The organism is Paenibacillus liaoningensis (assembly GCF_059609455.1).
Genome location: NZ_JCAALU010000011.1, coordinates 208,527 through 234,778 on the forward strand (window position 1 = coordinate 208,527; position 26,252 = coordinate 234,778).

General features: G+C 46.7%; 16 protein-coding genes and 1 pseudogene. 4 read left to right on the forward strand and 13 right to left on the reverse strand.

The annotated features are described in order from the left end of the window. Positions 1 to 57: 57 nt before the first annotated feature. The 5 genes from AC6B99_RS18300 to AC6B99_RS18320 form a co-directional block, all read right to left on the reverse strand. Positions 58 to 1,650, reverse strand: coding sequence for an ABC transporter permease (locus tag AC6B99_RS18300; RefSeq protein WP_494861386.1), 1,593 nt, complete (start codon positions 1,648 to 1,650; stop codon positions 58 to 60). Next, entirely contained in the window at positions 1,647 to 2,531 is an 885-nt protein-coding gene (locus AC6B99_RS18305; RefSeq protein ID WP_056036242.1) for an ABC transporter ATP-binding protein, read from the reverse strand. Before AC6B99_RS18305 ends, AC6B99_RS18300 begins: the two co-directional genes overlap by 4 nt. A gap of 392 nt (positions 2,532 to 2,923) precedes the next feature. After that, positions 2,924 to 3,868: an alpha/beta hydrolase gene (locus tag AC6B99_RS18310; protein ID WP_496663937.1), complete on the reverse strand. Its 945-nt coding sequence runs from the start codon at positions 3,866 to 3,868 to the stop codon at positions 2,924 to 2,926. 31 nt (positions 3,869 to 3,899) lie between these two features. Next, a complete protein-coding gene (locus AC6B99_RS18315) occupies positions 3,900 to 4,955 on the reverse strand; it encodes an LLM class flavin-dependent oxidoreductase (protein ID WP_056036238.1) in 1,056 nt (351 codons plus the stop codon). 111 nt (positions 4,956 to 5,066) lie between these two features. Next, complete coding sequence (locus AC6B99_RS18320) at positions 5,067 to 6,317, reverse strand: MFS transporter (RefSeq protein ID WP_056036236.1); 1,251 nt, start codon at positions 6,315 to 6,317, stop codon at positions 5,067 to 5,069. A gap of 318 nt (positions 6,318 to 6,635) precedes the next feature. On the opposite strand from AC6B99_RS18320, the gene AC6B99_RS18325 reads away from it, so the two are divergent. Next, on the forward strand, positions 6,636 to 7,241 hold the full coding sequence (locus AC6B99_RS18325) for a TetR/AcrR family transcriptional regulator (protein ID WP_496663938.1): 606 nt from the start codon (positions 6,636 to 6,638) through the stop codon (positions 7,239 to 7,241). Positions 7,242 to 7,449: 208 nt separating this feature from the next. On the opposite strand, the pseudogene AC6B99_RS18330 reads toward AC6B99_RS18325, so the two are convergent. After that, positions 7,450 to 7,680 (reverse strand): annotated as a pseudogene (locus AC6B99_RS18330) (winged helix-turn-helix transcriptional regulator); the annotation flags it as partial. A 257-nt stretch (positions 7,681 to 7,937) separates the two neighbouring features. Between AC6B99_RS18330 and AC6B99_RS18335 the strand changes: the two are divergent. Continuing rightward, positions 7,938 to 8,114, forward strand: coding sequence for a DoxX family protein (locus tag AC6B99_RS18335; protein WP_496663939.1), 177 nt, complete (start codon positions 7,938 to 7,940; stop codon positions 8,112 to 8,114). Here the strand turns inward: AC6B99_RS18335 and AC6B99_RS18340 are convergent. The 4 genes from AC6B99_RS18340 to AC6B99_RS18355 form a co-directional block, all read right to left on the reverse strand. Further along, positions 8,084 to 9,007 (reverse strand): NAD-dependent epimerase/dehydratase family protein, encoded by a 924-nt coding sequence (locus AC6B99_RS18340; RefSeq protein WP_494861396.1) that lies wholly within the window; start codon positions 9,005 to 9,007, stop codon positions 8,084 to 8,086. The genes AC6B99_RS18335 and AC6B99_RS18340 overlap by 31 nt on opposite strands. Positions 9,008 to 9,108: 101 nt before the next feature. Then, positions 9,109 to 9,717 (reverse strand): DUF4304 domain-containing protein, encoded by a 609-nt coding sequence (locus AC6B99_RS18345; protein WP_496663940.1) that lies wholly within the window; start codon positions 9,715 to 9,717, stop codon positions 9,109 to 9,111. 306 nt (positions 9,718 to 10,023) lie between these two features. Continuing rightward, positions 10,024 to 10,488: a DUF8821 family protein gene (locus AC6B99_RS18350; RefSeq protein ID WP_496663941.1), complete on the reverse strand. Its 465-nt coding sequence runs from the start codon at positions 10,486 to 10,488 to the stop codon at positions 10,024 to 10,026. Between the two features lie 156 nt (positions 10,489 to 10,644). Continuing rightward, positions 10,645 to 14,064, reverse strand: coding sequence for an S-layer homology domain-containing protein (locus AC6B99_RS18355; protein WP_496663942.1), 3,420 nt, complete (start codon positions 14,062 to 14,064; stop codon positions 10,645 to 10,647). A gap of 337 nt (positions 14,065 to 14,401) precedes the next feature. Between AC6B99_RS18355 and AC6B99_RS18360 the strand changes: the two genes are divergently transcribed. Then, positions 14,402 to 15,547: a response regulator gene (locus AC6B99_RS18360; protein ID WP_494861404.1), complete on the forward strand. Its 1,146-nt coding sequence runs from the start codon at positions 14,402 to 14,404 to the stop codon at positions 15,545 to 15,547. A gap of 197 nt (positions 15,548 to 15,744) precedes the next feature. Here AC6B99_RS18360 and AC6B99_RS18365 read toward each other — a convergent pair whose 3' ends face one another. Then, positions 15,745 to 18,834, reverse strand: a complete 3,090-nt coding sequence (locus AC6B99_RS18365) for a hybrid sensor histidine kinase/response regulator (RefSeq protein WP_235533171.1) — start codon at positions 18,832 to 18,834, stop codon at positions 15,745 to 15,747. 72 nt (positions 18,835 to 18,906) lie between these two features. Between AC6B99_RS18365 and AC6B99_RS18370 the strand changes: the two genes are divergently transcribed. Next, entirely contained in the window at positions 18,907 to 19,053 is a 147-nt protein-coding gene (locus AC6B99_RS18370; RefSeq protein WP_235533170.1) for a hypothetical protein, read from the forward strand. A gap of 199 nt (positions 19,054 to 19,252) precedes the next feature. Here the strand turns inward: AC6B99_RS18370 and AC6B99_RS18375 are convergent, their stop codons facing one another. After that, on the reverse strand, positions 19,253 to 20,029 hold the full coding sequence (locus AC6B99_RS18375; protein WP_056036216.1) for a class B sortase: 777 nt from the start codon (positions 20,027 to 20,029) through the stop codon (positions 19,253 to 19,255). Positions 20,030 to 20,048: 19 nt separating this feature from the next. Next, positions 20,049 to 26,129 carry a DUF7601 domain-containing protein gene (locus AC6B99_RS18380; RefSeq protein WP_496663943.1) on the reverse strand — a complete coding sequence of 2,027 codons (6,081 nt, stop codon included), beginning with the start codon at positions 26,127 to 26,129 and terminating at the stop codon, positions 20,049 to 20,051. Positions 26,130 to 26,252 lie beyond the last annotated feature (123 nt).

The following is a 26,252-nucleotide window of genomic DNA, read 5'->3' on the forward strand; positions in this document are numbered from 1 at the left end:
AATCAGACCAAAAAAGCGTCAAAAGCACATCACTGTGCTTTGACGCTTTAACTACTTTTAACTATACATTCTCGCTTGACGTGCTCTTCCCATGACGGCCAGTATCAGCAAAATAATAGTCGCTAGCAAGTAATACACATATACCCCTCGGTCCAGACCTTGCGGTGTCGACCCTATAAAATCCACAGCCTCCCACTTGTTCAAGGGACCCAGATACCACAGCAGCATAAATACCACTTGAAACAGCTTGCCATTCCCAGACCATATGCCCAACGCTACAGCTAATGTAGGTATAAATATTCCGCCAACGACCATAGCCTTTAAGCTTTCCCATTCGCCTGCAATAAGAAAATGAATGAGCGCTCCGCTGCCCGTCAAATAAGCAACGATAATTCCAGCAAGCCACAATCCGATAAATGTATTTCGAACGGGATGCACCGCTGTGAAAATCAATGAATGGGTACGGTAATCCGTTTCATTTGTCCCCATAGTCGACCAAATGAGGATAGGCAGCAGCCATGTAAAAGGTACAACATACGCTGTTAAAGATTCTATCGGCAGTACTAAACCTAATACGATCATAACCAACGCTGCCAAGTACCACCACACGCGTTGCCCTTTGAGCATAAGACGCAGTTCCAGAGCTAATGTTTTAAAATAGTTTGGTTGCCCCTTTGCAGCAGCATAAGGAGTTAGCTTTATTTCTGTTTCCTTCCTATATGCAGGCTTATTGTGCGGCTCTGCTTTTTTAGCTTCATCGGGCTTGCTTGTTCTGTTTATTTTAACGTAACGTGTCAGATCAAATCGGTGAAAAAAGAATGAAGCCACTGTTACGATCATTACTGCCGCAGCAAGCCACATATACCGTTCTAAAAACATCTGGATCGTCCAATGTACGCCGTTCCAGTCGTAGGTTAGCAGGTCTCCCTTCAAGGGGCTTATCCCTGAGACATGGCCTCCATGGCTATTAGGAATCCTTTCGTTTGCCTCGCTCGACATGTTGGTAATAATCGGTGAAATTCCGAACATATCCTGGGTGGAGTGAGTTGCCTTGGTCGAAAAAATCAGCGAAAAGATCCATATCATAAAATATATTAAATTGCCCAATCCCTTACGCAGCCCAGGTACAGCTTCAAAAAAGATGGCAACTGAAGCCACCAAAGCCATTGTCGGCAATGTCGAATACATAAATGGTAGCCATAAAGCGACCAAATCAACCGCGTAATCTTCCCCTCTAATGAGCTGCATGGCAAGCGCAGATACCATTAACACAGCAACGATAGACAGCAAGTAAACGAAGTTGCTCCACATTTTGCCCATGGTGTACATCCACCTAGTAATCGGAGTCGTCGCAATGATTTGCCCAACCCCAGTCTGCACATCTCGTTCTATCGCATTTTTCACTAGAAAAAACGCCGGAAGACTTAATAGCATGGATGCTAATACCGCGACTCCGCTACCGACCCATGCAGAGTTATATAGGCCGCGCATCGATTGCAGCGATAAGGTTAAATAATTTTCATCACTTGAAGGTATGCACTTATATACGAGGAAAATGGAGAGGAGCACTGTAATCAAAAAGCTATAGCGTCGGACCCTTTCCAAATAGTCAGCTTTCATCATATGAAAGAGAATACGAAGCGAGGTCATGCTGTTGCCCCCTGCTTGTGTGCTGAAATGTAATACAAATATGCATCCTCTAAAGTCGGCGTAACCAAGCGGCTCTCCGCAGAAGGCTGAGTATCGGCAATAACCCTTACACGTACCCCTTCACTGGTTTGAATGGTGCTGCTGACCAGCAGTTGTTTGCGTACCTCCATCCATGTATGACTCGGGATCAGCCACTCCCACACTTTGCCTACCGTTGCTGCCAATAGTTCGCTTGGAGCCGCCTGTATGACACTTCGACCTTGATTGACAATGGCGATATCGGTTGCGGTCGCTTCAATGTCGGATACGATATGGGTGGATAAAATAACAATACGTTCTCCAGATAATTCGGATAGCAGATTACGGAACCGAATACGTTCCTCAGGATCAAGCCCAACTGTGGGCTCATCAACAATCAGTAGCTGAGGATCGTTCAGTAACGCCTGTGCTATACCTACTCGTTGCCTCATCCCGCCAGAAAAACCGTTCAGCGGTTTTTTGCGAACCTCATGCAGATTAACCAGGTGCAGCAGCTCGTCAATTCTTTTTCTTGCGATTTTATAATCCAGCCCTCTGATTGACGCCAAATATTCCAAAAACTCAACCGCATTTAAATGCGGGTAGACGCCAAAATCTTGTGGCAAATAGCCTAAAATGTGCCGCACAGCATTGGGTTCTTTCGTAATATCGATGCCGTTCCAGCTCACCTTGCCCCCTGTCGGCCGAGTAATGGTGGATAAAATTCTCATCAACGTCGATTTCCCAGCACCATTCGGGCCCAGCAATCCCAAAACGCCTGTTGTTATCTCTAGAGATAAGTCCCTGAGTCCATAAAAATCCCCCTTATATTTCTTGCTCACATTTTCAATGATTAATTCCATAAATGCACCCCGCCTATATGTTAATTAAATACCTCTGCAACTTACTTTAACTAAAAATTACCTTTTCCATATCTGTCTTAGGTTCAATTCATTACTGGACTTGGGTCTCGGAGAGAACGGAGGGGAAACGTTAGGGGGTGCACTGGATATCGACCATGTGGGTACGAACGTTGTCATTACGCAATCCGGAAACGGACTAATCAAGATTGGCGAGGTAAAAGGGACCACAACCCAGAATAAAAAGCGGTAGCGGTAAAGCCATCGCCGTTGACTAGGAAAGGGGCTTTAGCTGCGATCAACAGGTTCTACTTCAAGATATCGTATCATACTTATATTGCGAAAAAACTTGCCCCTACTTATGGTACGGTTCCGCTTAAAGGTCATCTATGTGTTCAAGGATTAAGCGCTCTCGCCATCGCATCTATATAGCTCTGACTGGCGCGTTGACTGACTTCCGCTTGTGGAACCATCATTTCAAAGCTGTGGAAAGTGCCGGGATACATATGAAATTCGACGTCTACACCCGCTTGCGCAAGTCGTATCACATATTCGATCGTCTCATCTCGAAACAAATCGAGCTGACCTATGCACGTATAGGTAGGCGGTAGCCCTGCCAAACTTTCCGCTCTCGACGGTACCGCATATGGAGATAACTCGCTGTCTTCTGTGTGCTTACCTAAGTACATGTTCCAAGCCTCCAAATTATTCGTCCGATTCCAGATTGCGTTATCGGCCGTAATCTCATAACTTGACGCCGTAACATTTCGGTCGTCGATCATCGGATACAGCGGCATTTGGAAAATGAGGGCTGGACCACCCTTGCCACGGGCCATTAGAGCAAGAGCTGCAGTCAGACCACCGCCCCCGCTTGCACCTGCAATCGCGATCCGATTCAGATCGATGCCCAGCGACTCAGCCTCGCCCGTCATCCACGTTAAGCTGGTATAACAGTCATTGATAGCAGCTGGATAGGGATGCTCCGGAGCAAGTCGATAATCAACAGACACGACGACGCAATTAGCCGCTTGCACAAAACGTTCGCACAATGCATCGTCCATATCAGGGTTCCCCAGCACATAACCTCCCCCGTGAATCCATAACATCGCCGGAAGCTTAGCATCCGTTTCCGTTCGCTCACTTGGTTCGTAAATTTTGACCCGCACCTCCCCTTCTGCGCTTGGGATCATGCGGCTTGTCGTGCGTACATGCGTTGACCCCTCAATAGGAGAACTCGACAAATAGCTCCTGCTCAATTCTAAATTTCCCTCCAGTTGAAAACCAGGAAATTGTGTTAATATCGGCCTTAATTCCGGTAATACCCGACTTTCGAGATCCATGCAAATTCCTCCAATATCATTCAATGTACTTTCAAATGTCCATCTCAGCTTCCCACTTGGCTACTTCCTCCCGAACTCGGGGTGCTACCTCTGTTCCAAGCAGCTCAATGGCTCTCATTACCTCGGCATGCGGCATCGTGCTTAACGGTACATACAGCATAAAGCGTGTAACGCCTACATTTTTGCGAAGGTGAATGATCTTCTGGGCAACCGTCTCGGGGTCGCCGACATACAGTGCACCTTCGAAGCTGCGCGCGGCATCGTAGCTAGAGCGATCATAATGCGCCCATCCCCGCTCCATGCCTAATCGATTCATACCTGCCATGGTAGAAGGAAAAAATGTATCTGCAGCTCGCTTCGTATTCTCTCCAACAAATCCTATCGAGTGCGCCCCAACCTTAAGCCGCGATTCGTCATGGCCAGCGTGCGCCGCTGCTTTCTTATAAAGCTGCACGAGCGGTGCAAAATCCGTTGGACTTCCACCAATGATCGCCAGCATCAGTGGTAGTCCTAACAAACCTGCACGGACAGCCGACTCCTGTCTCCCCCCGCTGCCAACCCATATCGGTATTGAATCCTGAACGGGCCGTGGATATACGCCCAAATTGTTAATCGCTGGCCGATGCCCGCCCTTCCAGGTTACTTTCTCGGATCCCCGTATTTTAAGGAGCAATTCCAAATGCTCTTCATACAGCTCAGCATAATCGTCCAAATCATAGCCAAACAATGGGAAAGATTCGATAAAGGACCCTCGGCCCGCCATAATCTCCGCACGTCCATTTGAAATGCCGTCGAGCGTAGCAAAATCCTGAAACACACGCACCGGATCAAGGGAAGAAAGCACTGTCACAGCGCTGGTCAGCCGTATCCGTTTCGTCTGAGCTGCAGCCGCAGCCAGTACAATAGCTGGTGAAGATGCCGCATAGTCCTCCCGATGATGCTCACCTATGCCAAACACATCAAGTCCCACCTGATCAGCAAGGACAATTTCCTCGACAACTTCACGCAGCCGCTGTGCGTGACTGATCACTTCACCCGTGTGAACATCCGGCTTGGTTTCTACAAACGAGGTTATACCTATTTCCACGAACACCCGCTCCTTTAATCAAAAAGTTTCTATTGCATTGAGAGAAATTAATTCAGATTGATTTGTAGCTGCAGTTTTATGACGATGAATCTGTACTCATGCGACAGAAGCTTACTTTATTGCGGCAGCCGTAGTGCGGAGAGTCATTGCCCAAAACAGCAGCGCTGCAGCACTAACAGAAGCCCCAAGCATGCATACTCCTTCCCAGCCGTAATGCGCGTAGATGTGGGTCGAAGCAATGGAACCACCAGCACTTCCAATCGAATAGAACACCATATACCCGGCGGTAAGTCGACTACGAGCCTCTGCACGCAACGGGAGGATCATCGTCTGATTCGTAACATGTACGGCCTGTACGGCCAAATCGAGAAGCACGATACCAATGACCAATGCAAACAGCGATTGTTCTGTATAGCTGATGAACAACCATGAAACCAATAACAAGGTTAGAGCAGTGCCCGTCGTTCTCTGTCCGTAACCTCGATCAGCAAGCTTCCCCGCTCGAGCTGCAGCTAACGCTCCAGCTACACCTGCAAGACCGAATGCTCCAATTGCACTGTGCGAAAGCGATAATGGTGCAGAGCTAAGAGGCAGTACGAGTGAAGTCCATAAAATACTGAAATCAGCAAAAATCAGCAGAGCGAGAATAGAACGGATACGTAATATTCGTTCTTGAATAAATAACCTAAACACCGATCCTAGCAGTTGAGGATAGGACAGTGATTTCACCTCGCGTTCAACACGAGGCAGTACCTTATAAAACATACAAACCATAACAAGCATCAGCGCTGCAGAGACCATATACACGGATCGCCAACCCGCAAGATCGGTTAATATGCCTGAAATGGACCGCGCAAGAAGTATGCCGATTACGATCCCGCTTGTTACCATGCCAACGACACGTCCCCGTTCAGCAGGCGCCGCCATAGTTGCCGCGAACGCCACAAGAGTCTGCGTCACAACGGCTAGCAGGCCCACCATAGCCATACCTGCAAATAGTACGGTGCTGTTGGCCGCTGTTCCAACGATAACCAGAGCTATCATGGACAATAACATCTGACCGATAACCAAGCGGCGTTGGTTCAGTAAATCTCCAAGCGGTACCAAGAGCAGCAGGCCCAATCCATAAAAAATCTGCGTGATGGTAACAACGATGCCAATGATAGAATAGTCAATACCGAACTCACTTGACAGCCGATCGAGTATCGGTTGTGCGAAGTAGATATTGGCAACCGACATCCCGCAGGCAACCGCAAACAATAGAGTCACATAGCGAGACATAGAAGCAGGTTGCTCTGAATCAGACCCGATCAGCGGTGCCTGTGACGAATCTGCCTTGCTATTGGCGTTGACTGCCGCCATTTCTAAAACCTCCTCTGTTTTGTACACACCTTTCCCCCTTCATATGACATGATAATAAAAATAACATACTAATCGGTACGTTATTATCCCCAGTAAATATAGACCGCTGTTATACTTAATGTCAATAAAAAAATGATTTTACTGGTCATTTCCTTATAAATCTTCTCCTTTGTTGAAATAGACCCGGCTTCATTTGACAAATTATCCGGCTAAATATAAAATGATAATATACTTTTTGGTACAGAAAAATCGACAGTTGAGATGTCCGGAATCATGGAGTAATGAACAAAAATTCAAGATTAACGAGGGGTATTCATTATGGCAAGAACCCGTGAATTTGATGAACAAAAAGTATTAGAAGCAGCGATGGAGCTATTTTGGGAAAAGGGATATGAAGCTACCTCATTAAGCGATTTAACTTCCAGAATGGGGATTCAACGCCCCAGTATATACTCGGCCTTTGGAGACAAGAAAGAATTGTTCGAAGCTGCGCTACGAAGATACACAATGTCCCGCGCATCCGAAGTACGAGCTAGACTACAGAACCATTCTTCTGTAATAGAAGCTTTTTCCGCTTATTTTGAAAGCGTGGTTGTTGAGGAATATGCAGAAGATCGAAGTCGGGGCTGTTTTTGCATCAATACCATGGTCGAACTTGCGCCCCATGACGAGAAATTTGAAATTCTCACCAGAGAACATCAAATGTACCTATCTGTCATATTTCAAGAGACCATTGAACGAGGTATTCAATCAGGTGAGCTCAAGCGTGGTATCAATGCGAAGGCTTTGGCGCAGGCGCTAATCTTATCGTTAATCGGACTAACCGTAATCTTGAAATCTCGTCCAGAGCGATCATTTGTTGATCAGGCGATAGCGGTCACACTTACACTGCTTAATTCGAATGAAGTCACCCCCGTTAAATAGATTTTTATAAAAGTGATCATAGCATGGATTCCAATTGTAGTATTTGCTAACTTAGCCATAGATCTATCCTCTATTTACCATCACTTGTGATACGGTATACCACGCTGTCTGTAACGGCAAGTTTTTGGGCACCTTAACAGGTGCCCTTCGCATTATTTAACGCCTAGCAGGCTTATATAACCTCTGCTCGCTCTATTTTTTACCCAAATTAATCATCTGAACCAACTTCTCCGTGCAGCTCATTCATATGCTCGCTATGGGTCTCTCCCCAATCGTTAAGTGCCTGCAACACCGTGCTTAAGCCTTTGCCGTATTCTGAAATGGAGTATTCCACTTTCGGCGGAATCTGGTTATACACCTTGCGATAAACGATGTCGTTATACTCAAGCTCTCTTAATTGCTGCGTGAGCATCTTTTTGTTGATATCCGGTATTGCTCTGTGCTAGGTAAAGGTAACTTTTTGTTAGCTATGTTTAGTTAAAGTGCCTACTTCCTTAAATGAATGACTAAGGTCTATTATACCTTTAGCAAGTAGCGAATACGCAGCCAGGAGGAGGCTTTATTAATGAATATCGTGTTATGGATCGTTCAAGGTCTGGCAGCACTGGGTTTTGTTTATTCAGGGTGGTTGAAGGCGTTTCAGTATGAAAAAGCCAAGGCGTCCTGGGCTGGGTAAAGGACGTTTCAAAAGCGTTCGTGGTCTTTATTGGGTTAGCAGAATTGCTCGGGGCAATTGGAATCATTTTGCCTCAAGCGACAAATATCTTGCCTGTACTGACGCCAATTGCCGCAATTGCATTTGCCGCAGTCGTTCTTTTTGGCGCTCGCTGTATTTGTTGCGGTCAGCCGTTTTTAGGCCGATGCTCTTCGTGAGGCATAATCCAACTTTTGGCTTGTTCCTCCAATTGAACAACGGTTTCTTCGAATTTTTTTATTGGAAGGTAGCCCAAGTCATTTCTTATTTTGTTGCAATTATACGTCATTCTAATTGGGTTTCCATCGGGTACTATGAGCGTTTTTTTCATAGCATGCGCAAGACGTACAGTAAACTCTCTTTCTGTATAGTTTCCGTCCACAGCGTTGTAGGTCTGATTTACTGCCGCAGGATGCGTCGCTGCTAATACGCACATCTCAGCTAAGTTATCCGCATGCACCCATGGTGTCAAATCCTCAGGATGAATCCAATCCACCTTTTCTACAGCAGCAAGCTTTGCGACCAGCTTGTCGCCCCAGTGGGAGTTTTTTTCGGCACAAATAATGCCTGGGCGCAAAATGACACCTTTTAGTCCATTAGCCATTGCATCTTGTAAAATCCGTTCCGATTCACATTTCGTTGAAGTGTATACCTCAGAGTGGCCATATGCTAAATTGCGTGCTTCATCCAGCTCCACATCTCCTTCAAGATGACCATAAACAGATACAGTGGAAATATGTACGAAGCGTTCAACTCCTGCCGATATAGCCCCCTCAACCAGATTTTGGACCCCATGAATATTAGATTGCTCAGCAGTGGCTCTATCGCCACCGAGATACGCCGCAGCGTGAATGACAATGTCAACATCTTTTAGCGCTTCCTTAATCGCTTCCCTATCCGTTAAGTCTCCAATTATGGGTATTATGCCAAGATTATTGCAGAGGTAAATTTTTTCTTTGTCACGTATAAGCCCTTTGACTTTTGCCCCCTCTTTGAGGCACTTAGTCGCAATTTTGTCCCCTGTAGTTCCCGAAACACCTGTTACAAGAACAACTTTATCTTTAAGTTTCATTTAATTTCTCCTATATTAAGACAAGCGTTCCTCTTAACCAATGAATTCCACACTAATTTTCCGCAAAATATGCCCTTTAACTGCAATAATCATGTCTGAGGTTATAGCTTATTAAATTCCACTCCGTATTTATTGAAGATGGCCTCGTACTTATTTTCGAATATGGCCCACCGATTTTCCGCTCCGTACTTTTCCTGCAAAGCCTTCAAATATTGGTTAGCCGCTGCTGTATCGTTCGATTGCAAAAGCAGATGAAAGCTCTCTTCGCCCAGATGCAAAAATGGACCCGAAATGTAATAGTCCACAATGGATCTAGCACTGGTCATCGTATCATAGAAATGAATAACTTCTTCCAAACCGCCTAACAGCGTTTTTCTCAACTCATCCCTGTCCGTATCAGGAGTAATTGCGAATCGATCTGGAGCAGCCGGGGCAATTTCCCCGATTCTTGCTCTGAAGTGACACTCCGCTTCCTGAGGAGCCGTCAAAATCTCTTTCGATCGAATTTGCGCCAACTTCGCTGCATAAATGCCGCAGTTCACATAAAACATAACATTTTCCGCCGAATTGCCCGAGGATTTTTGGAAATTGAACATGTAGATGAGGCCTTCTGTCGTTTTACTGAAATTCAAACTTTTCTTGGCAAAGCCATGCTTAGCAAGGAACGGCTTTACATCCTGCTTAATCAGATCGTTAAATAGCTGCTGCAATACAATTCCTCCTGTCTGACTTTTCATATTACTGCCAAACCCGGTTATATGACGAAGTCCTGTGCACGTTTGTTATTTTTATTATAATGCTCGTGTTTCCTGAGTCCACCTCCTTTTTACCTGAATTTTGGAAATGATTTTTATAAGGGTATCCTATTTTCGCTGTCACTTCTAACTTGATTCGCCATGCTGTCGGTAATGACAAGATTTAGGGCCATCCTTTGCGGGATGGCCCTTTCTTTGATCTCGTATTTTTTGCAAACAGAATAAGTGGATAGACCCCTTCAAATTGCGCTTTTGCTTATTTTAATATTCTTTTTTAATTACAAAAAATGAGCCCCTAATGGTACCAGCTAGTTTAGACTTCTGTCTGGCAAACTTAAACTTCTCTTCTAGCTCCTTTGGTATCTCCATCCCCTCAGAAAGCTTGAAACCAACAGCCCGCTTCTTAGGGTCATCAACCGTATACATGATGTTGATTGCAAGACCATCCTCATAAAAGACATAGGCAAATTTGATATTTTCCACTTGAAACTGCGACGTTTCTAAAGGTTTGGCCGCAAATTCAATATCACGTTCTTCTTTCAAAATCCGGTTCACATATTCAAGAGTCTCTTGGCTTTCACCAGCTTGTACAACCGTAAATTCATGCTTGTATTTGTTCATGAAATAACGGGCTTCATTAGCACGTAATCCAGCCAGTGCTTCTACTACAGGTGAAGACTCTAAACCAACTGTAGATACATTTTTAAAATCAACGATATAGGACATTTCCATCTCTCCTTTTATTTTATTATTTCCAAAAAACTTGCTGTTATTTATGAAACAGTTCAGCTAAACGGATCTATCGGCAAAAATAGATGTATTAAGCATAAAAACAACCTTTGCTCACTTTAAATGTAAGCAAAGGTTGTTCGATCTACAAGATTACTTATCAATAATGTCCGTTATTTTCAACATTCTTGCAATTAATGCCGTGACCTCCGCACGCGTCATTGGTGCTTTCGGACTGAGAACCTCTGGTCCATTACCTTGAATAATTTCCGCTGCGATCAGTTGGGCAACATCTGCTTTTGCCCAAGCAGATACGTCAGGCGCATCCTTGTATCCAGCCAGTGCCGAAGCTGCTTGTTCTTCACTCAACGCGGCTCCCGAGTCTATCATACGGTATGCACGGGCAATCATCGAAAATCCCTGTTCTCTAGTAATTTCCTGATTGCCGTAGAAGCTTCCATCGTTGTAGCCGCGAACGATACCGAACTCATTCGCAATGGCTACGGAAGCACCGTACCATGCTGAATCCGTAACATCCGGGAAAATATTTTGCGGTGCATCCTGACGCATTAAGCCCAGACCCAATACAACAATGTCAGCAAATTCCGAGCGCGTAACATTGCGGTTCGGCGAAAACGAATTGTTGCCCGTTCCTTCAAGATCAAGTCTTGCTGCAACATTGTTCGTGTCCATTTTGCCCCAATGGTTCTTCACATCGTCGAAATCTCGCGGATTCCAGATGACCGAATAGGAACCATGGCTGCGCAAGTCGTTAATTTGTGCGTAATAACGGCCATTGATTTTCGCTAAAACCGTCGGCACATGGAATACACTTCCGTCCGAATTAACAACGACACCTGTCGTGATACGGTTCGGATCGATACCTTCCGGAAGAGCGATGTACTTAGGCGCATATCCACTCAGTTGCTCAGATCTTTTCGTCTTACCGCTATTCGTGAAGGTCAAGTCGAGATCAACCGGGTTAACCAGCAGTTGGTAACCTTGCGATGTCGCTTTATTCTTAGCGCTCTGAATCAATGCATCCGCTGAACGGGAGATGTTGATTTGAACGGCTATATCGTTTAATGCGGGGTTCCCCAATTGCTTGGACACCGAGTCAAGGTCCATCTTTCCGCCAGGAACAGGATAGATTGCCAGCTCATTGCTGATTTCGAGGTTTGCCTTTTTATCAGCCAATGTTTTCACAGTTCCTGCCGTTAATCCGTCTACTTTAAGATCGCCATTTTTAGGTGAGTGGATTACAAGTTTCTGTCCGTTGCCTTGTGCCAGGGACTCGTTCAGCTTGTTCAGATCAACTTGAACCGACGTTGTCGTACGGTCTTCTAAAGTTGACGTTTTGCCGGTTGCAAACGTGCCCTCCTTGTCGTTCACAGAGGTTTGGATTCCCGACTCATCCGGCTTTGTAGGTGTTATTGGAGTCGTCGTGCTTCCGCCACCAGTTCCGCTATTGTTTCCATTTGATGTTGAAGCCGACGTGCGAATCTTGGCGGACGCGCTGATGGTGGACGCGCTTTGTGTCACTGTTGCTTTCACTCGCGTTACAAACGAATACTCCGTATCCGGCGTCAGTCCAATGAACGTCGGGCTGCTTTGCCACGTTAAGCCGCCATCCTTGCTGTACTCCTGGCCGTCAACGGCCTGCAACGTGATGCTCGTTGCGGTCTTACTATCCTCTACCGGAACGCTAGGTGCCGGTGGACCATCCACTTTCGCGACCGGTGCCGTAGCCTCGCTTGCTACACTGCCAGTCGCATGCGTGCCATCAGCTATAACCTTCACGGTAATAGCCTTGCCGATATCGTCTTCAGTTAACGCGTAGCTGGCACTCTCCGCTCCCGGAATGGCGACTCCGTCGCGATACCACTGGTACATCGTCGCGTCTTCCGTCGTGTCCGGCGTATAGTTGATACCCGATAGATCGGCCGTCAACGTTTGACCAATCTGGGCTGTACCCCTGATCGACACGGTGCCTCCCATTACCGAATATTCCGGTGTTGTAACTCTCGTGCCACTTAAGTCTGTTGTAGGAGGCTCACCGATCATATCTTCAGGAACTGTCACAATTTGATAGGTGGTCCCAGGGTCAAGGTTATAAAAGGTTAAATCTGAACCCGTACCTGTTTTCCAATCACTGACCACATTGCCTTGTGCATCAGCTATAGCATATTTAACCAGAGTCGATGAAGGGTTTACAGTAATTGTTGTTTTACCGGGATTTACCGAATCTTTTCCTACTGCAACGTTATCATTTACTGTCGGCAATGTAATACTTTGCGTCTCAGTAACCGTACCTGGAGTTGTTGTACTTGCATTAAATGTCGTCGAAGCGGCAACTTTGTAAGTACCACCAGGCATTAAAGGTTGAAAGACAATTGGGTTTCCGTTGCTTGGATACCACCCGTGTGAATCGGCCATAATTTCATTGCCGTTTTGATCATATGCTTTATATCCTGTAACCGGGTTCCCGTCCAGATCGGTAACGCTCATCACCGTACTTACGTCAAGAGGGGTTCCAATGATTGTGCCGGAACCGTTATAAACGGAATAAACTGCTGACGTTACACTCTTGATACCGCTTGAAAAGCTTGCAACATCTTTTGTGGCATTGATGACGTTAATGACACCAGAATCATACTCAACGATAACTCCTGGATCTTTATATTGGCTAGTAACACCGTGTGTATTATTTACGGGTAAGTATCCTATTTTAGTATCATCTTTGTCTAGCATAAGTGTAAGATGGGTAGGGATTCCATTTGGCAGAAGAGTTGCTTCCAGACCTGTTTGCTGATTCGGGTTTGTTACATACCTTGTTTCGCTATAAACAGAAGTGTCCCAATTAGGTCCTTGAGTTTTAGTAGCGCCTATAAAGCTTAAAAAATGCCAAATCCCTCCATCCCCCGCCCAGGGACTTTGACTTTTAAATTCTTTAAACATACTGGCAATCGCAAACATTTCACCAGGATTGTCTGCTGTCGGCTCTACAAGATGTCCGTGATTGTTTGTTGCAATATCCACAGCATCTTTAAAACCCATGGTATTCTGTCTTGCCACATATACAAAATGACGTCCATTGTAGGTACGTACAGATGTTTTTCCATCGTTCAATGGTTCTCCTGGCGCTACATTTACTGTTACACTTTGGGTTTGACCTGAATTTTGTGTAAATGTCAGATTTCGAATAATGGCTTGAATTTCTTCATTAGTTGTACCGCTTGAAAAATTGAATACTCTATTTGTAGGTGTAGATTCGTCAGTAATAACGCCACTAATGTTTATGCCATTCGTCAACTCGGTAATACCGCTTGAAAGAGTTCCAACAGTAATTGTGCCATTATTTACAGTCACAATAAAGTATCCGCTCTCTTCATCAAGTCCTCCAAATGTAGCATTGGATAGCTGATAGGTTGATTCGGATAATCGAACAGGAGTACCAAGATCAAATGTTGGTGTATCCGCCGCTCTTGCCTCTAACGGATAAAAAGGCATCGTCGTCAACACCATAACGATTGCCATTAGAAAAGATAACATGCTTCGATTTTTTAATTTCATCTTTGGTTCTTTCCTCCTAATGAAAGTATTGAAATTCTCCCCGCCATGGTCAGATGATTATAACGCTATCTTGTCATGTCGCAACACCCCGTTCTGAGTTCAACTAAACAAATAGCGGAGAGAGACCGTAATGAGCGGTTTTCTATAAACCACATTATAGACAAAACTTCTAACCAAACTCTAACCACAAATAATAGATTTGACGGAAGTGAGCCTGCTCTCAACTTCGGACCAAAAATCCAACCATTTCCTTATTAAATAGATATCGTTTCTTACCGATATAGATATAGCATCAGAAATATGGATTCAATGTTCGACGATTGGGGGCTGCGTACGAATGAAGGTCATGTTGATAGACGATGAGCGGCTGGCGTTAGTCAGGTTGGAAAAAATGCTGGGGGAATTTCACGATTGCCAAGTAATCGGCTCCTTTTCGAAGGCAGAGTTGGCGATCAATCATATTGGCGAATTCAAACCCGACGCCGTCTTTCTGGATATTCATATGCCGGGATTGAATGGTTTGAGAGCAACCGAGAGAATACGTTCTGTCTCGCCGGACACGAAAATCATCTATGTGACAGCCTATGACGAATACGCGATTGAGGCATTCGAACTGGATGCGACCGATTACTTAATGAAGCCGTTAAGACGCGAACGCGTGAGCCGAACCATACAGCGTCTACGGGAGCGCGTTGTTGAGCATAAATTGGAGTCTCCGGAAGAAGGTTTGTTGTACCATTGCTTGGGTGCCATGCAAATCCGGAAGCCAAACGGGGAAATGGAGTTCCTGAAGTGGAGAACGACGAAAGCGAAAGAGTTGTTTGCCTACTTACTGCATCATCGCGGGAAACTCATTAGCAAGAACGCCTTGCTGGAGCTGCTGTGGCCGGAATTGGACGAACGCAAAGGGCTCGCCAACCTGCAGACAAGTATTAATCGGATTCGGAGCTTATGGAAGAATACGTTCGGAGAAGGCTATATATCCATCCGATATTCTCAGTACGGATATGTCCTTGAGTCGAAACAGCTGCTAATCGATGCGGAGGAATGGGAACAAGAGCTTCGCCGATTAAACCCTGTGTCCATTGAGCAGGCCCCTGAACATCAGCGATTGCTCGATATGTATCGCGCTAATTTTTACGAAGAGGATCATTATGTGTGGGCGGAGAGCGAACGCCAAAGGCTCAAGGGACTATGGTTGCAACATGCCCAGCAGTTGGGGCAATTCTATTGTTCTAACGACATGAATATGGAAGCGCTTGGGGTTTATCATCAAATACAAAAGCAGGATCCTCTGAATGAAGATAGTTACCTCACGCTTATGAATATATATGCTCGGCTGAGTGACGCCGATTCTGTTCATAAACAATATGAATTTATAGTTCGAATATTGAAACAAGAAGTAGCGACCGATCCCAGTATTGGCATATTGGAATGGTATACACGATGGAAAAAGTCAGATAAAAGCGTGGTGCACCATTAGACGATTGGACGCAATCTGTACCTGAAATCAAGCGCGTTACCTGGGCTGCATGGAGTCGGTTGACAAAAAAACCGTTCGTCCGATCGTTGTACCAAGGGATTGAACGAACGGTGGTGGGACTTATTAAATCCTATTGATAACGCAAGTGTAAGCGCGAGTGTTCTTATATTTATGTTTGGTTCATTTACGGATTTAGGCTAAGCCTTTTTCCTCCCAATTTTTGGAACTACAAAACTGACAATTGTGCCTTGATTCGGAACACTTCGGATTTGCAGTCCTTTGCCGTATATTTGTTTCAATCGCCGATCCGTATTGAACAAGCCGATTCCCGCCCTTCCTTCCAGCCGACTGTCCAGGATACGCCTCACCGTTTCCTCATCCATACCTAAACCGTTATCTGCAACCGAAATTTCCGCATCATGTTCTTTTTCAGTAATTCGGATATGAATCTCTCCACCTTCATCACGACTTAGTAGGCCGTGTCGTATTGCGTTTTCGACAAGAGGCTGGATGCTGAGCGGGGGGACTTGCAAATGAAGCCTTGAGTCGACCTCCCAGCGAATGTTTAATCTATCCTCAAAACGTTCCTTTTCGATATACAGATATGAGCGGACAAGACCAAGCTCCTGGTCAAGTGAAACGAGCCGTTCCAAATTCCGAAAATCGAAGCTTGCCCGCAAGTAGTGGCCGAATGCTTCAAGCAAAGCGCTCATTTTATCATTATCGATTTCGCTGAGAGCGGCTATTGAATTGAGCGTATTGTAAAGAAAATGTGGTTGGATTTGCGCCTGAAGCCAGGCTGCTTCCATGCGCAGCCTTTCACGCACCGATTGCCTCAATTCAGTCAATGCCCGCACCCTGGACTTCAATTCCATCGCATCAACCGGCTTCGTTACGTAATCGTTGGCGCCAGACAAGAATCCGATATCTATATCTTCCGGTCTGCTACGAGCGGTCAGGAGCAAGATGGGTAGCTCCGAAATGGAAAATCGCTCACGAATAAAGCGGGACAATTCATACCCCGACATATGGGGCATCATAATGTCGGTAATGATCAAGTCCCATTCTCTGGTATCCAAAATGGCAAGCGCTTCAGATCCACTTACAGCTGTGACGACGGTATACTTTTCCGAAGCAAGGAGATTGCTCAGTATATTTAAATTGACGGCATCATCGTCTATGACCAGAATGTTTGGCCAATCAGCATCGGCCGCCGACTCCAGTTTGGTAATGTCAACGCGAGGTCCCGAGGAAACAGTAACGGCCGCTTCTGCATAAACGGCCGTTACCGGTGCAATCATTGCAGTCTCGCTTTGCCTGCTCGATACATCGGAGAACGGCAAGGCTAAGCTGAATACTGAACCTTGGCCCGGAATGGAGCTAACCTCCAACATGCTTCCATGCAGCTCCACCAGTTGCTTGCATATACTTAACCCGAGCCCGAGCCCATTTCCAATCGCCGTTATGCCAGAGTCCCCCTGCTCGTAAGGAGCAAACATCCTTTGCTGTGTCTCCAGATCTATCCCCATGCCGGTGTCGGCGACGACAATATTCGCCTTACCGTCCTTCACCTCAGCCTTTATTGTGATTTGTCCTTGATCTGTATATTTCACCGCATTGTGAAGCAGGTTGAACAAAATTTGCGTAAGCCGGTTTTCATCGGCCATGACACTAGGGAAGTTAACCGGAATGTCGTTGACGATACGAACCGGCTTGCCTTCCGTCAAGAAACGAAGCATATCGGTTACACCGGATGCGACTCCCTGAACGCGGACACTCCCTATGTGCAGGCGGATCCCATTCTCCTGAAGTCGTCTCATGTCCAGCAGATCGTTAAGCATGTATGACATTCGCTTGCCTACGGAAATAAGCAGCTTCATGTTCTCTCTGTTTTTGTCGTCTTTATCGTTAATTCCGGTATCCAGAACGGTCTGGGCGATGTTAAGTATGCCATGCAGCGGATTCCGCAATTCATGGGATGTGTTTGCCAGGAAATCGTCTTTCAGCTTGTCCACTTTCTGCAGCTTCTCGGCGAGCTTCGCCGTTTGGGTGGTAACGTGGAAATAGCGTTTGAACCAGAAAGACGCAAAAGCGAGGAACGCAACGATCAAGTCAATCGGGTAATAACCCATTGCGAGCAGACCCTTAAGATAACCCCCAATGATATTAGTCAAAATGCAGGTTAGACCAAAGACCAAATAAATGGCATTCTTATCGCTTATCAGGGCTGTACGCAGCGAGAACATCAGAAAGTACAAACAAGCTATTAAATCTATGGTGTAGTATACAGCCAATGCGCTCAGCCCATATCCCGCTGGCAATAGTACAATCGCCAGTGTAGCAATCACGCAGAGCAAGGGGAACCATCGGAACACCCTGTTCTCCTCATGCTCCGGCAAGAGACTTTTGGCAAACTGCAGCAGGAAGGCGCCTACTCCAATAAAGGACAGAAGGATGAGTTTAATGGACCACTCGTAGCTGAGGGCCGGCAGCCATGCCAGCAAAAGTTTATCGTCGTCGAGCAGTGTCATGACAATAGTACTAACAACGAGCATAAAAAAGTTGATCAAAGATTTATTCCGTGTTCCGATCACGTAAAGAATCAAGGCATACAAGGCATGAATCATCAGAACGACAACTACGACTATCTGCATGTTAACGGAAAACCCTACTTCTTTTTTCACCGCTCGTTCACTGCCGAACTTGATCGATCCAGTCACACCGCCTCTTATGCTGTTGTCATAATTCGCGGCATGTACGACAATATCAATTTCGTCAGTATCGGCCTTGAAAATAGCGGTATAGGGCGTGCTTCGGGCTGTATACTGCTGTTTGTTCTTTGCTGGTTGCCCATCTTTCGCCAATAGACGACCGTTTACGTATAGCTCGGACGATGTAGCCACATTCGGAACGCGGATGCCATAGGTTAGTTCGTTATCCAGGTCCACCTTGACGCGCAGACGATAAGAGCCATAGCCATATGGCGAGTTGTTCGCGGATAATAACGAGTCCCACTTTCCGGGAACCGGGATGAACATCCTCCCTTCTCGGGATGAGAGTGTGTTCGACTCGCCTTGTTTCACAAATTTGCCGGGATAAAACTCCCACTCTCCGTCTAATGTAATCGTGCGATCATTGGTGAAGTCGAAACCGCGCAAATCCAACTCGCCCCGAACCGCATGAGGGTGATCCGGCGACGTCAGAAGAAATGCCCAAATGATTCGAATCAGGATTAAGGTGATAAAGAATGACCCTGTAATAAGGACCGCTTTTCGTTTTGTCATCATAATCCAACCTATTTCGACAAAAACCAGGAAATCCCTTTGATGATAACTATTAAATCTTGAAAAATGGAACATATGCTGATAATCACAGCTTCCATACCGGGTATTGATGGTCGTATCTACAATGCCCTCGACGATGCGCCGATTTCCGTTGCAGAGTTGCTTCAGCTTCATAATAGCGAAATTTTGTCGGAAGCACTGCATCAGGATTATTATCCATAGGACATGATCGTTGATACAACACGTATAAGAAAGGAATTACAATATCGACCGATTTACCCGTCGTTCTATTCGGCGAAAGATACAGGGGCATTTTAAGGACAAGGATATAATACCACAGAGTTTCGGAGGCAAAAAAATCGCGTCCTCCAAGTGGAGAACGCGATATGAAGCAGTTTGATTTCGTGTTTCAATATCGTCATTAACGCTTTCGGGCAACCACCGCTAACCGGCCGTTTTCGGTCGAGTACTCGCACGTGGACAGCACAATAAGCTTGTCGCCATACCGGGCTGTTACTCCAGTGTCATAAAGAGCGAGTTCATTGATGTTCTGAACATACGAATCGAACTCGGCGGACGTACTTACATTCTCAATCTGGTAGTATTTAAAAACGTCGTCCGATTTGCGATAAACTTTTGAAAGAATAACGGCAACTATCTCATACTCTTCCTGTTCGTAAAGCGTGCTGAACTGGAACGTAGCATGCTCTTTATAAAAGCTTTCGTTCTTGTACTTCATTAAATCTTTAAACATCCAGCCGCTTTTCATGTGATGTCCATGAATCAGCAAAATGTCCGAACCGTTAGTCCGGCTATGCGCGTCCAAAAATGGGAGGCCGCCTTTGTTTTCCTTTTTATCGAAATCATGATTGAGATAGTACTCCGCATCCTGTTGATTCTGCATGACTGGGTACTCAATTCGGGTGCCGTCAATCTTCAGCCAGCCGACGATGTCCGGGTTCCTCTCGTAAAGCTCTCGAAATTCGGGAAGCATGACCGGCTCATTCGCCTTATTGAACAAAAGGGAGGGGAATGCATCCCCTCCGACTTTGTCCGACCCTTCCTCCCAAACTTTTGTCAGTTCTTCGATTTTCTGCTGCTCAGCATAATCCCGCAGGAGAGTTCTCGCAGCACTAACGAGAGAAAATACCAACACAAGGAAGGAAACGGCGATAAGAATTTTTTTAGTTTTGCTCATTTTCTTACCGCCTTTCCGATCACTGGATGTGCTTTTTCTTCTTATTACCGAGTAGACAGAACCCGATCGTCATCAAAGACATCAGCGCCAAAGCCATATAGAAGATTGGCGGTACGCTGTTGTCGCCAGTCAACGGAGCATCGTCCAGCTCGTTGTTACCGTTGCCGATTTCATTGTTACCGTTGTCGGTTCCGCTATTACCGTTGCCGGTTCCGCCGTTACCGTTGCCGGTTCCGCTGTTACCGTTGTCGGTTCCGTTGTTACCGTTGTCGGTTCCGTTGTTACCGTTGTCGGTTCCGCTGTTGCCGTTGTCGGTTCCGCTGTTACCGTTGTCGGTTCCGCCGTTACCGTTGTCGGTTCCGCCGTTACCGTTGTCGGTTCCGCCGTTGCCGTTGTCGGTTCCGCCGTTGCCGTTGTCGGTTCCGCCGTTGCCGTTGTCGGTTCCGCCGTTGCCGTTGCCGGTTCCGCCGTTACCGTTGTCGGTTCCGCCGTTACCATTGTCGGTTCCGCCGTTACCGTTGCCGCCGGTTCCGCCGTTACCGTTGCCGCCGGTTCCGCCGTTACCGTTGCCGCCGGTTCCGCCGTTACCGTTACCGTTGCCGCCAGTTCCGCCGTTACCGTTGCCGCCGGAACTGATCGGCTTCATTGGCACATCGTATTTTACAATGTCAAAATCGACAGAAATCGTATCACTCCTGTGCGTTTCGTATCCGTCCTTCGTTACGATCAGATAGTAATCCGCTTCAGGAAACACCATGTAAGCATAGAAGCCATTTGCGTCGCTATCCTGCTCCGGGCTCTCATTGTCGTGCGGCGGAAAATTCGGAACCTGAGGAAGCGTTACTTTCGTATCCGGAATGCGGCCGTTATCTCTATTCCGCTGCGTATCCGCATAATACAATGTAACTTTGGCTCCATCAATTTTCTTGCCAGTGTTGGCATTTCCTGTCGTTTCATCATAAACCGTACCGTAAGGGTCGACCAATTCCTCGGAAATATTCAACTCTCCGTTAGCCTTCACGTCCAGTTGCGTCACTTTGAGGAGCAGTTCCTCGCCGGTCTCAGCTTTATAACGAACTTCCATTGTGTACTTCTGCTCGCTTAGCCCTTCCACGGAGAAAGTTCCGTTCAAAGCCATTGGGAATGCCTTGGGACGACCGTTCTCCATAATATAATTGCCGTGCTGATCCTTCAAATAGATATGCATATGGCTGGTAAACGAATCGTTGAATAGCTCTTTCGCTCCATCCGGCTGCTTGAACAGAACGATCCCTACCGCCGTAATGTCCGCCGGAACGGTCTCTTCCGTTACGCTGCCGTCCACATTTGCTTTTTGCGTGAACTCGACAGGGACATCCTTCCCGCCTATCTGATACCTCTTCGTATATGTGATCGTATAGTCGGTATCCGCTGTGACTGGGACCGAATATTCACCCTTCTCATTCGTCTCCACCTGAAGCTCCTTGCCTGTCTTCAGATCGGTCACTGTAATGGGCGCATTCGGAATGGCTTCTCCTGTGTTGTTGTCACGCAGTACGCCTTCCAGATACGGGCGGGTATTGACAAAGTGTGCTTCGGCCACTTTTTTCTCCGGAATGGTGCCTGTGCGAACGAGACTTTCGGGATCCGTCACATAGCCGTCATTCGTATAATCATCTTGGGTCACCTTATACTGGAGATCTGTCGGAAGTCCTTGCACAACGAGCGTCTGGCCATCTGCAAGCTCGAAGGTCTCTCCGCTCTTAATTGTGCCCTTGCTGCCGTCTGACTTCTCATAGGAGTAGGATTCGCTCTCTCCTTCGCCTGTGAAGGTGACCGTGTACTTGAACGGCTTCTGTTTGTCTTCGTCTTTGCCTTTAACCGTGTTGCTGATTAGTAGGCCGCCCTTCAAGACTCGCAAGTTCGTAAACGGGGCAACTTCATCTTTGCCCTCCACGATTCCGGTATAATACCGTTCCTCAGGAATGGTCACGTATTCGTCGGCTGTGTATTCCTTCTGGGTAATGGTATATTTCAGACCCTTAGGCAGATCCAAAATATCCAGTGTCTCTCCATCCTTGAGCCTGAAGGTATCACGGGACTTGATCGTACCTGTGCCACCGCCCGACTTCAAGTAAGAGTAGCTTCCATCCTTGCCTGTATCCTCAAAGATGACGGTGTACTCGAACTCCTTCGTCTTGTCGCCGCCGTTGCCCATGACCGTATTGCTGACGGTCAGCTTGTTAACGGTTCGCTCATTGATGAAGTCCACCTTGTGGTCGCCTTTATTCACGATTGTTCCGGACAGCTCTCTCGTATCCGGCGTGATGGTATAACCGTCAACGGTCGTATAATCGGCCTCCGTTATGGTATAGACCAGATCCGCAGGCAATGTAGGGAGCGTCAGAGATTCTCCGTCCTTGAGGGTAATCTTGTCTCCACTCTTAATCGTGCCAGACGTATTATCCGACTTCTGATAGGCGTACTCTCCGTCCTTGCCTTCGCCGGTGAAGTTCACGGTGTATTCAAAATTCTTGGAAGAGTCGCTGCCGTTTCCTTCCACCTTATTGCTGATGGTCAGCTTTCCTTGCGCTGGCGTAGGCACGACCAACGGATTATCAGAGGTTACTTTCACACCGTCTACCCAGATGGGCTTTCCAGGCGTATTCCCTACGTAAACCTGATAAATTCTCGTAGTTGGCAACCATGTCGTTGTGTCAATATAAGTTTCCTTCAGCTCATAATACCCTGGATCTGGGAATAGCAGATTAAGTTTTCCTCCGCTATCGGTTGTTCCTTTAGCGACTTGAGTTCCGTCGCCTTTCTTATAGAGCGTAAACTCTACGTCTTTTAGCGGATTGTTGTCGGGATCTACCTTTTTCAGGGGCAGCAGGGCATTGGAGCTTGAACTGCCGGCCACGTCTGAACTGTCCAGCGTGCTTTCACTTTTGGCACTGACAGATTTCAGCTTATCATCGCCCATCAGCTTTACCTCGTTGCCCATTTTATCGCCAGCATTCGCTTTAGAAGGATCAACCTCGGTTTGGTACACAAACTGGTAAAACTTATTAGGGTCGTCCATTTTAAATAATAGAACCGTGGTGCCGCCCTCACCTGGCCCGGCCTCCACCTGAACTTCTGAATTCGGGTCGCTGAGATTCAGTGCAGCACCGTCTCGTTCAAGAGCACCGCCGGCAGTCAGTTTAGCAGGATAGACTGCCATACTAGGCGCTGTCAGCACAAGCTTTCCGTTTACTTCATAGCGCAGATTCATACCTGCACCTAGGGTATCCTGTAAATAAACACCCTGCTCCATGTTGAATGGCGGGGTATAGTTTACCGTCCATTCCAGCACCCCTGGAACTGGCTTAGTTACCGATTTGCCCAGAGTCTGAATAGGTACAATAACTTTGCGCTGTTCGGTGAGAACCTTCTCTTCTCCGCCCCATGTCATATGTAGGTCGGCTTTGTTATACAGCACCTGCTTGTCTGTGCCGTTGGTGGTGTACTCCTCTAAATATTTCTCTAGAGCCGTATTGGAAGGTCTTGCCTTAACCAGAATGACATAAGGGCTTTCCAACTTGGAGAAGGTAAAGGTGCCTTCATTGCCGCTATGGGAGAAACTCGCCACATGAGCAGGACTGTTTGGCTCAATGATTGACACGGCGTTGTTTCGGACCCCATAGCCAGTGCCGCTGACATTATCCGAGTAGCCCTTATAAAGCTCATAGTCCTTTCCCTCTCCAAAAGGAACGAACTCCCAACCCTCGGGCAAGGTGTCCACCAGCTTAACATCGGTGATAACCCGACTTCCGCCGTCTTTCGCCATTTCGACTGTGTTGTAGCCCGGCATATTGATGCTTAGGCGGAAGGTGACCGTCTTAGTTATTCGGTCATAACCAGCTAAGGTGTATGCATCGCCGCTTGATGAGCTGTCATAACCGATATAGCGTTGAACGTTGTTCGGAGTATACCATGTGTCAGCCGTCCCATCCCCCTTAATAGGGTAGGATGCCGTAAGCATATCCTTGTTCAGCATACGCAGGTGAAGGTTGGCGCTGTTTTGCGCTTGCTTTACGGTTTCGCCGTCAATGAGCAAAGCCCGATTCCAGATTGTTTTCCCTGCGTTAATATCCTGTCTGAAGAGGATGTCTGTGTTGGTCTCAAGGGCACGGAAGCTGAAGGATGAAGCTACTTCGGTATAACCGGTCACCTTGATCAAATCAGCCACCACTTTACCGTCCACGGTCAAAGGAATATTTTTCATGGTCAGGCTAGTTGCATTGGTCTTCAAAGTTCCCGACTGGTATTGCTTCCAAAGCTGCGCAGAATTGACGTTTCCTTTGATTTTCGCAATCGTTTCCGCACTCACTTCGCCCGTTTCATCCACAGCGTTGTCCAAGACGTTCAAATCTCCGCCATGCACCAGCACATCGTATACCGCAGCATTTGGCAAAGCATACTGTGGCGTTAGATTAACGGTCCATGTGATACTGCCCAGGTTATAATCCTCCATCGTAATAGCGCCTGTTTTTGTAAAAGTGTGCGCCCCAATGGTGACAATTGCCTCGTCAGTCACTGCGTTAGGTCTTGTGCCAGTCATTACATCGTTGTTCTGTATGCCATTTGGTGTATCCAAATTCCAGTTGGCACGAGGATCGATTCTGAAGCTGGAACCGCTTTTCACCTTGCTCTTAATTACTAATTCTACTTTACCGTTAATATCCCCAAAGGAATAAACTCCGTTTGAATCTGGTGTAATTTGTGTTTCTTCAGATACAGTGCCATCTACCGTTGTCTTCCATGCAGCCGATTCAAATTCCAGCCCAGCAGGTAATACATTGGTTATAGAAAAGTCCTTTAACCCTTTTTTGTTATATTGGTTAACTGTTACTTTCCATGTAATCGTTTCATTTGGATGGTCATATGAAGCCGAGGCTTGAATCCAGTCGGGTGCTACCCACGTTTCCCGTACTGCGCTGGCTTTTACAGCAGCACTCTCATCCCTCAGTTCAACTTTTGGATCAAAACGCTGTCCATTAGATCGACCGGGATCAAGCCCCACGCCCCGATACTCTTTATAAAACAAATCCTTATTGAACCATGCTTGATACTCAACCTTCGGGTCCACACCAGTTCCCGCTGGGAAGATGTAGCTCAGCCCGCCATCAGCATCTATGGTTGGCTCTACCGTAGTGCCGTTTACCTTGAAGGAGCCCGGTACATAGACCATTCGGTAATCGGCAGGCTTCGTATAGAAAGTCATCCCATCTAGTGGCAGCTTGATTGCTGCATCAAGCACATCAAAGGAGGATGGAGTAGACTGGATGGTCAGATAACCATCCTGATAGGCTGGCACGGTCACATACCACCAAGTCCAGCTCCCATTCTTTGGCCAGTTGTTTCCTGTCAAGCTAATGCTGTACGCCGGCGTAACATCAGGGTTCTTTAGCTCATACGCTCCCCCGAAAATCGAGATAGGCTTTGTATCGCCGTAATTTATGCCCGTTACATCCGAATTGGCAGTGGTTTCAAAGCCGAAGGTAACCGCTTTTCCAACACCATTGAAAAACCAATCGTCGCCATTAAATACAATCTTGATGCTATTTGGGGTGAAATAAGCGGTGCCAAGCTGTTTCACTCCAAAATCAGTTGTGGCCATCAAGGATTTGGTTGCTGTTGGCAGCACCACTTCCTTGAAGTAGGGATCCCTGTTTAGCTCGATCGAGTCTCCCTTCTGAATGTACTTGGTCGTGTCATTTTCATCCGGCGTATTTGCATAATCCCCCTTCACCGGCACCTTGAGGCCCTCTGATTTGAGGGTAAATGCTTGTCGGCCCTGGATTGTACCGCCTGGAGCAATTTCAGCTCCCTGCGTCACCTTCAGTGGAAAGGTTGAATTAGCATCCATGAATACTACCGTTTTGTCCGTCACGGCTGCCGTCATCATTATGGAATTGTTCGGCACACCGTATACTGCCTCAGTTACTGATTGCGGTTCGTCCGCGCTCGGCGCGCTATCCGCATATGCAGGGACTGAGAATGCCACCGTCTGCAAGACAAGCATAATTGCCAGGCAGAAAGAGAGTATTGCTTTACCTATGCTGCGTTTACGTTTCAAGACACATTTCTCCTCCATTCCCGAAACTACTGATATACTTCCACCCAAATTTCGACACTTTCTTTCCTAGTTTAAAAACCTGGACTCTACAAAATCTCTACAATGTATATAATTTCCTTCTCC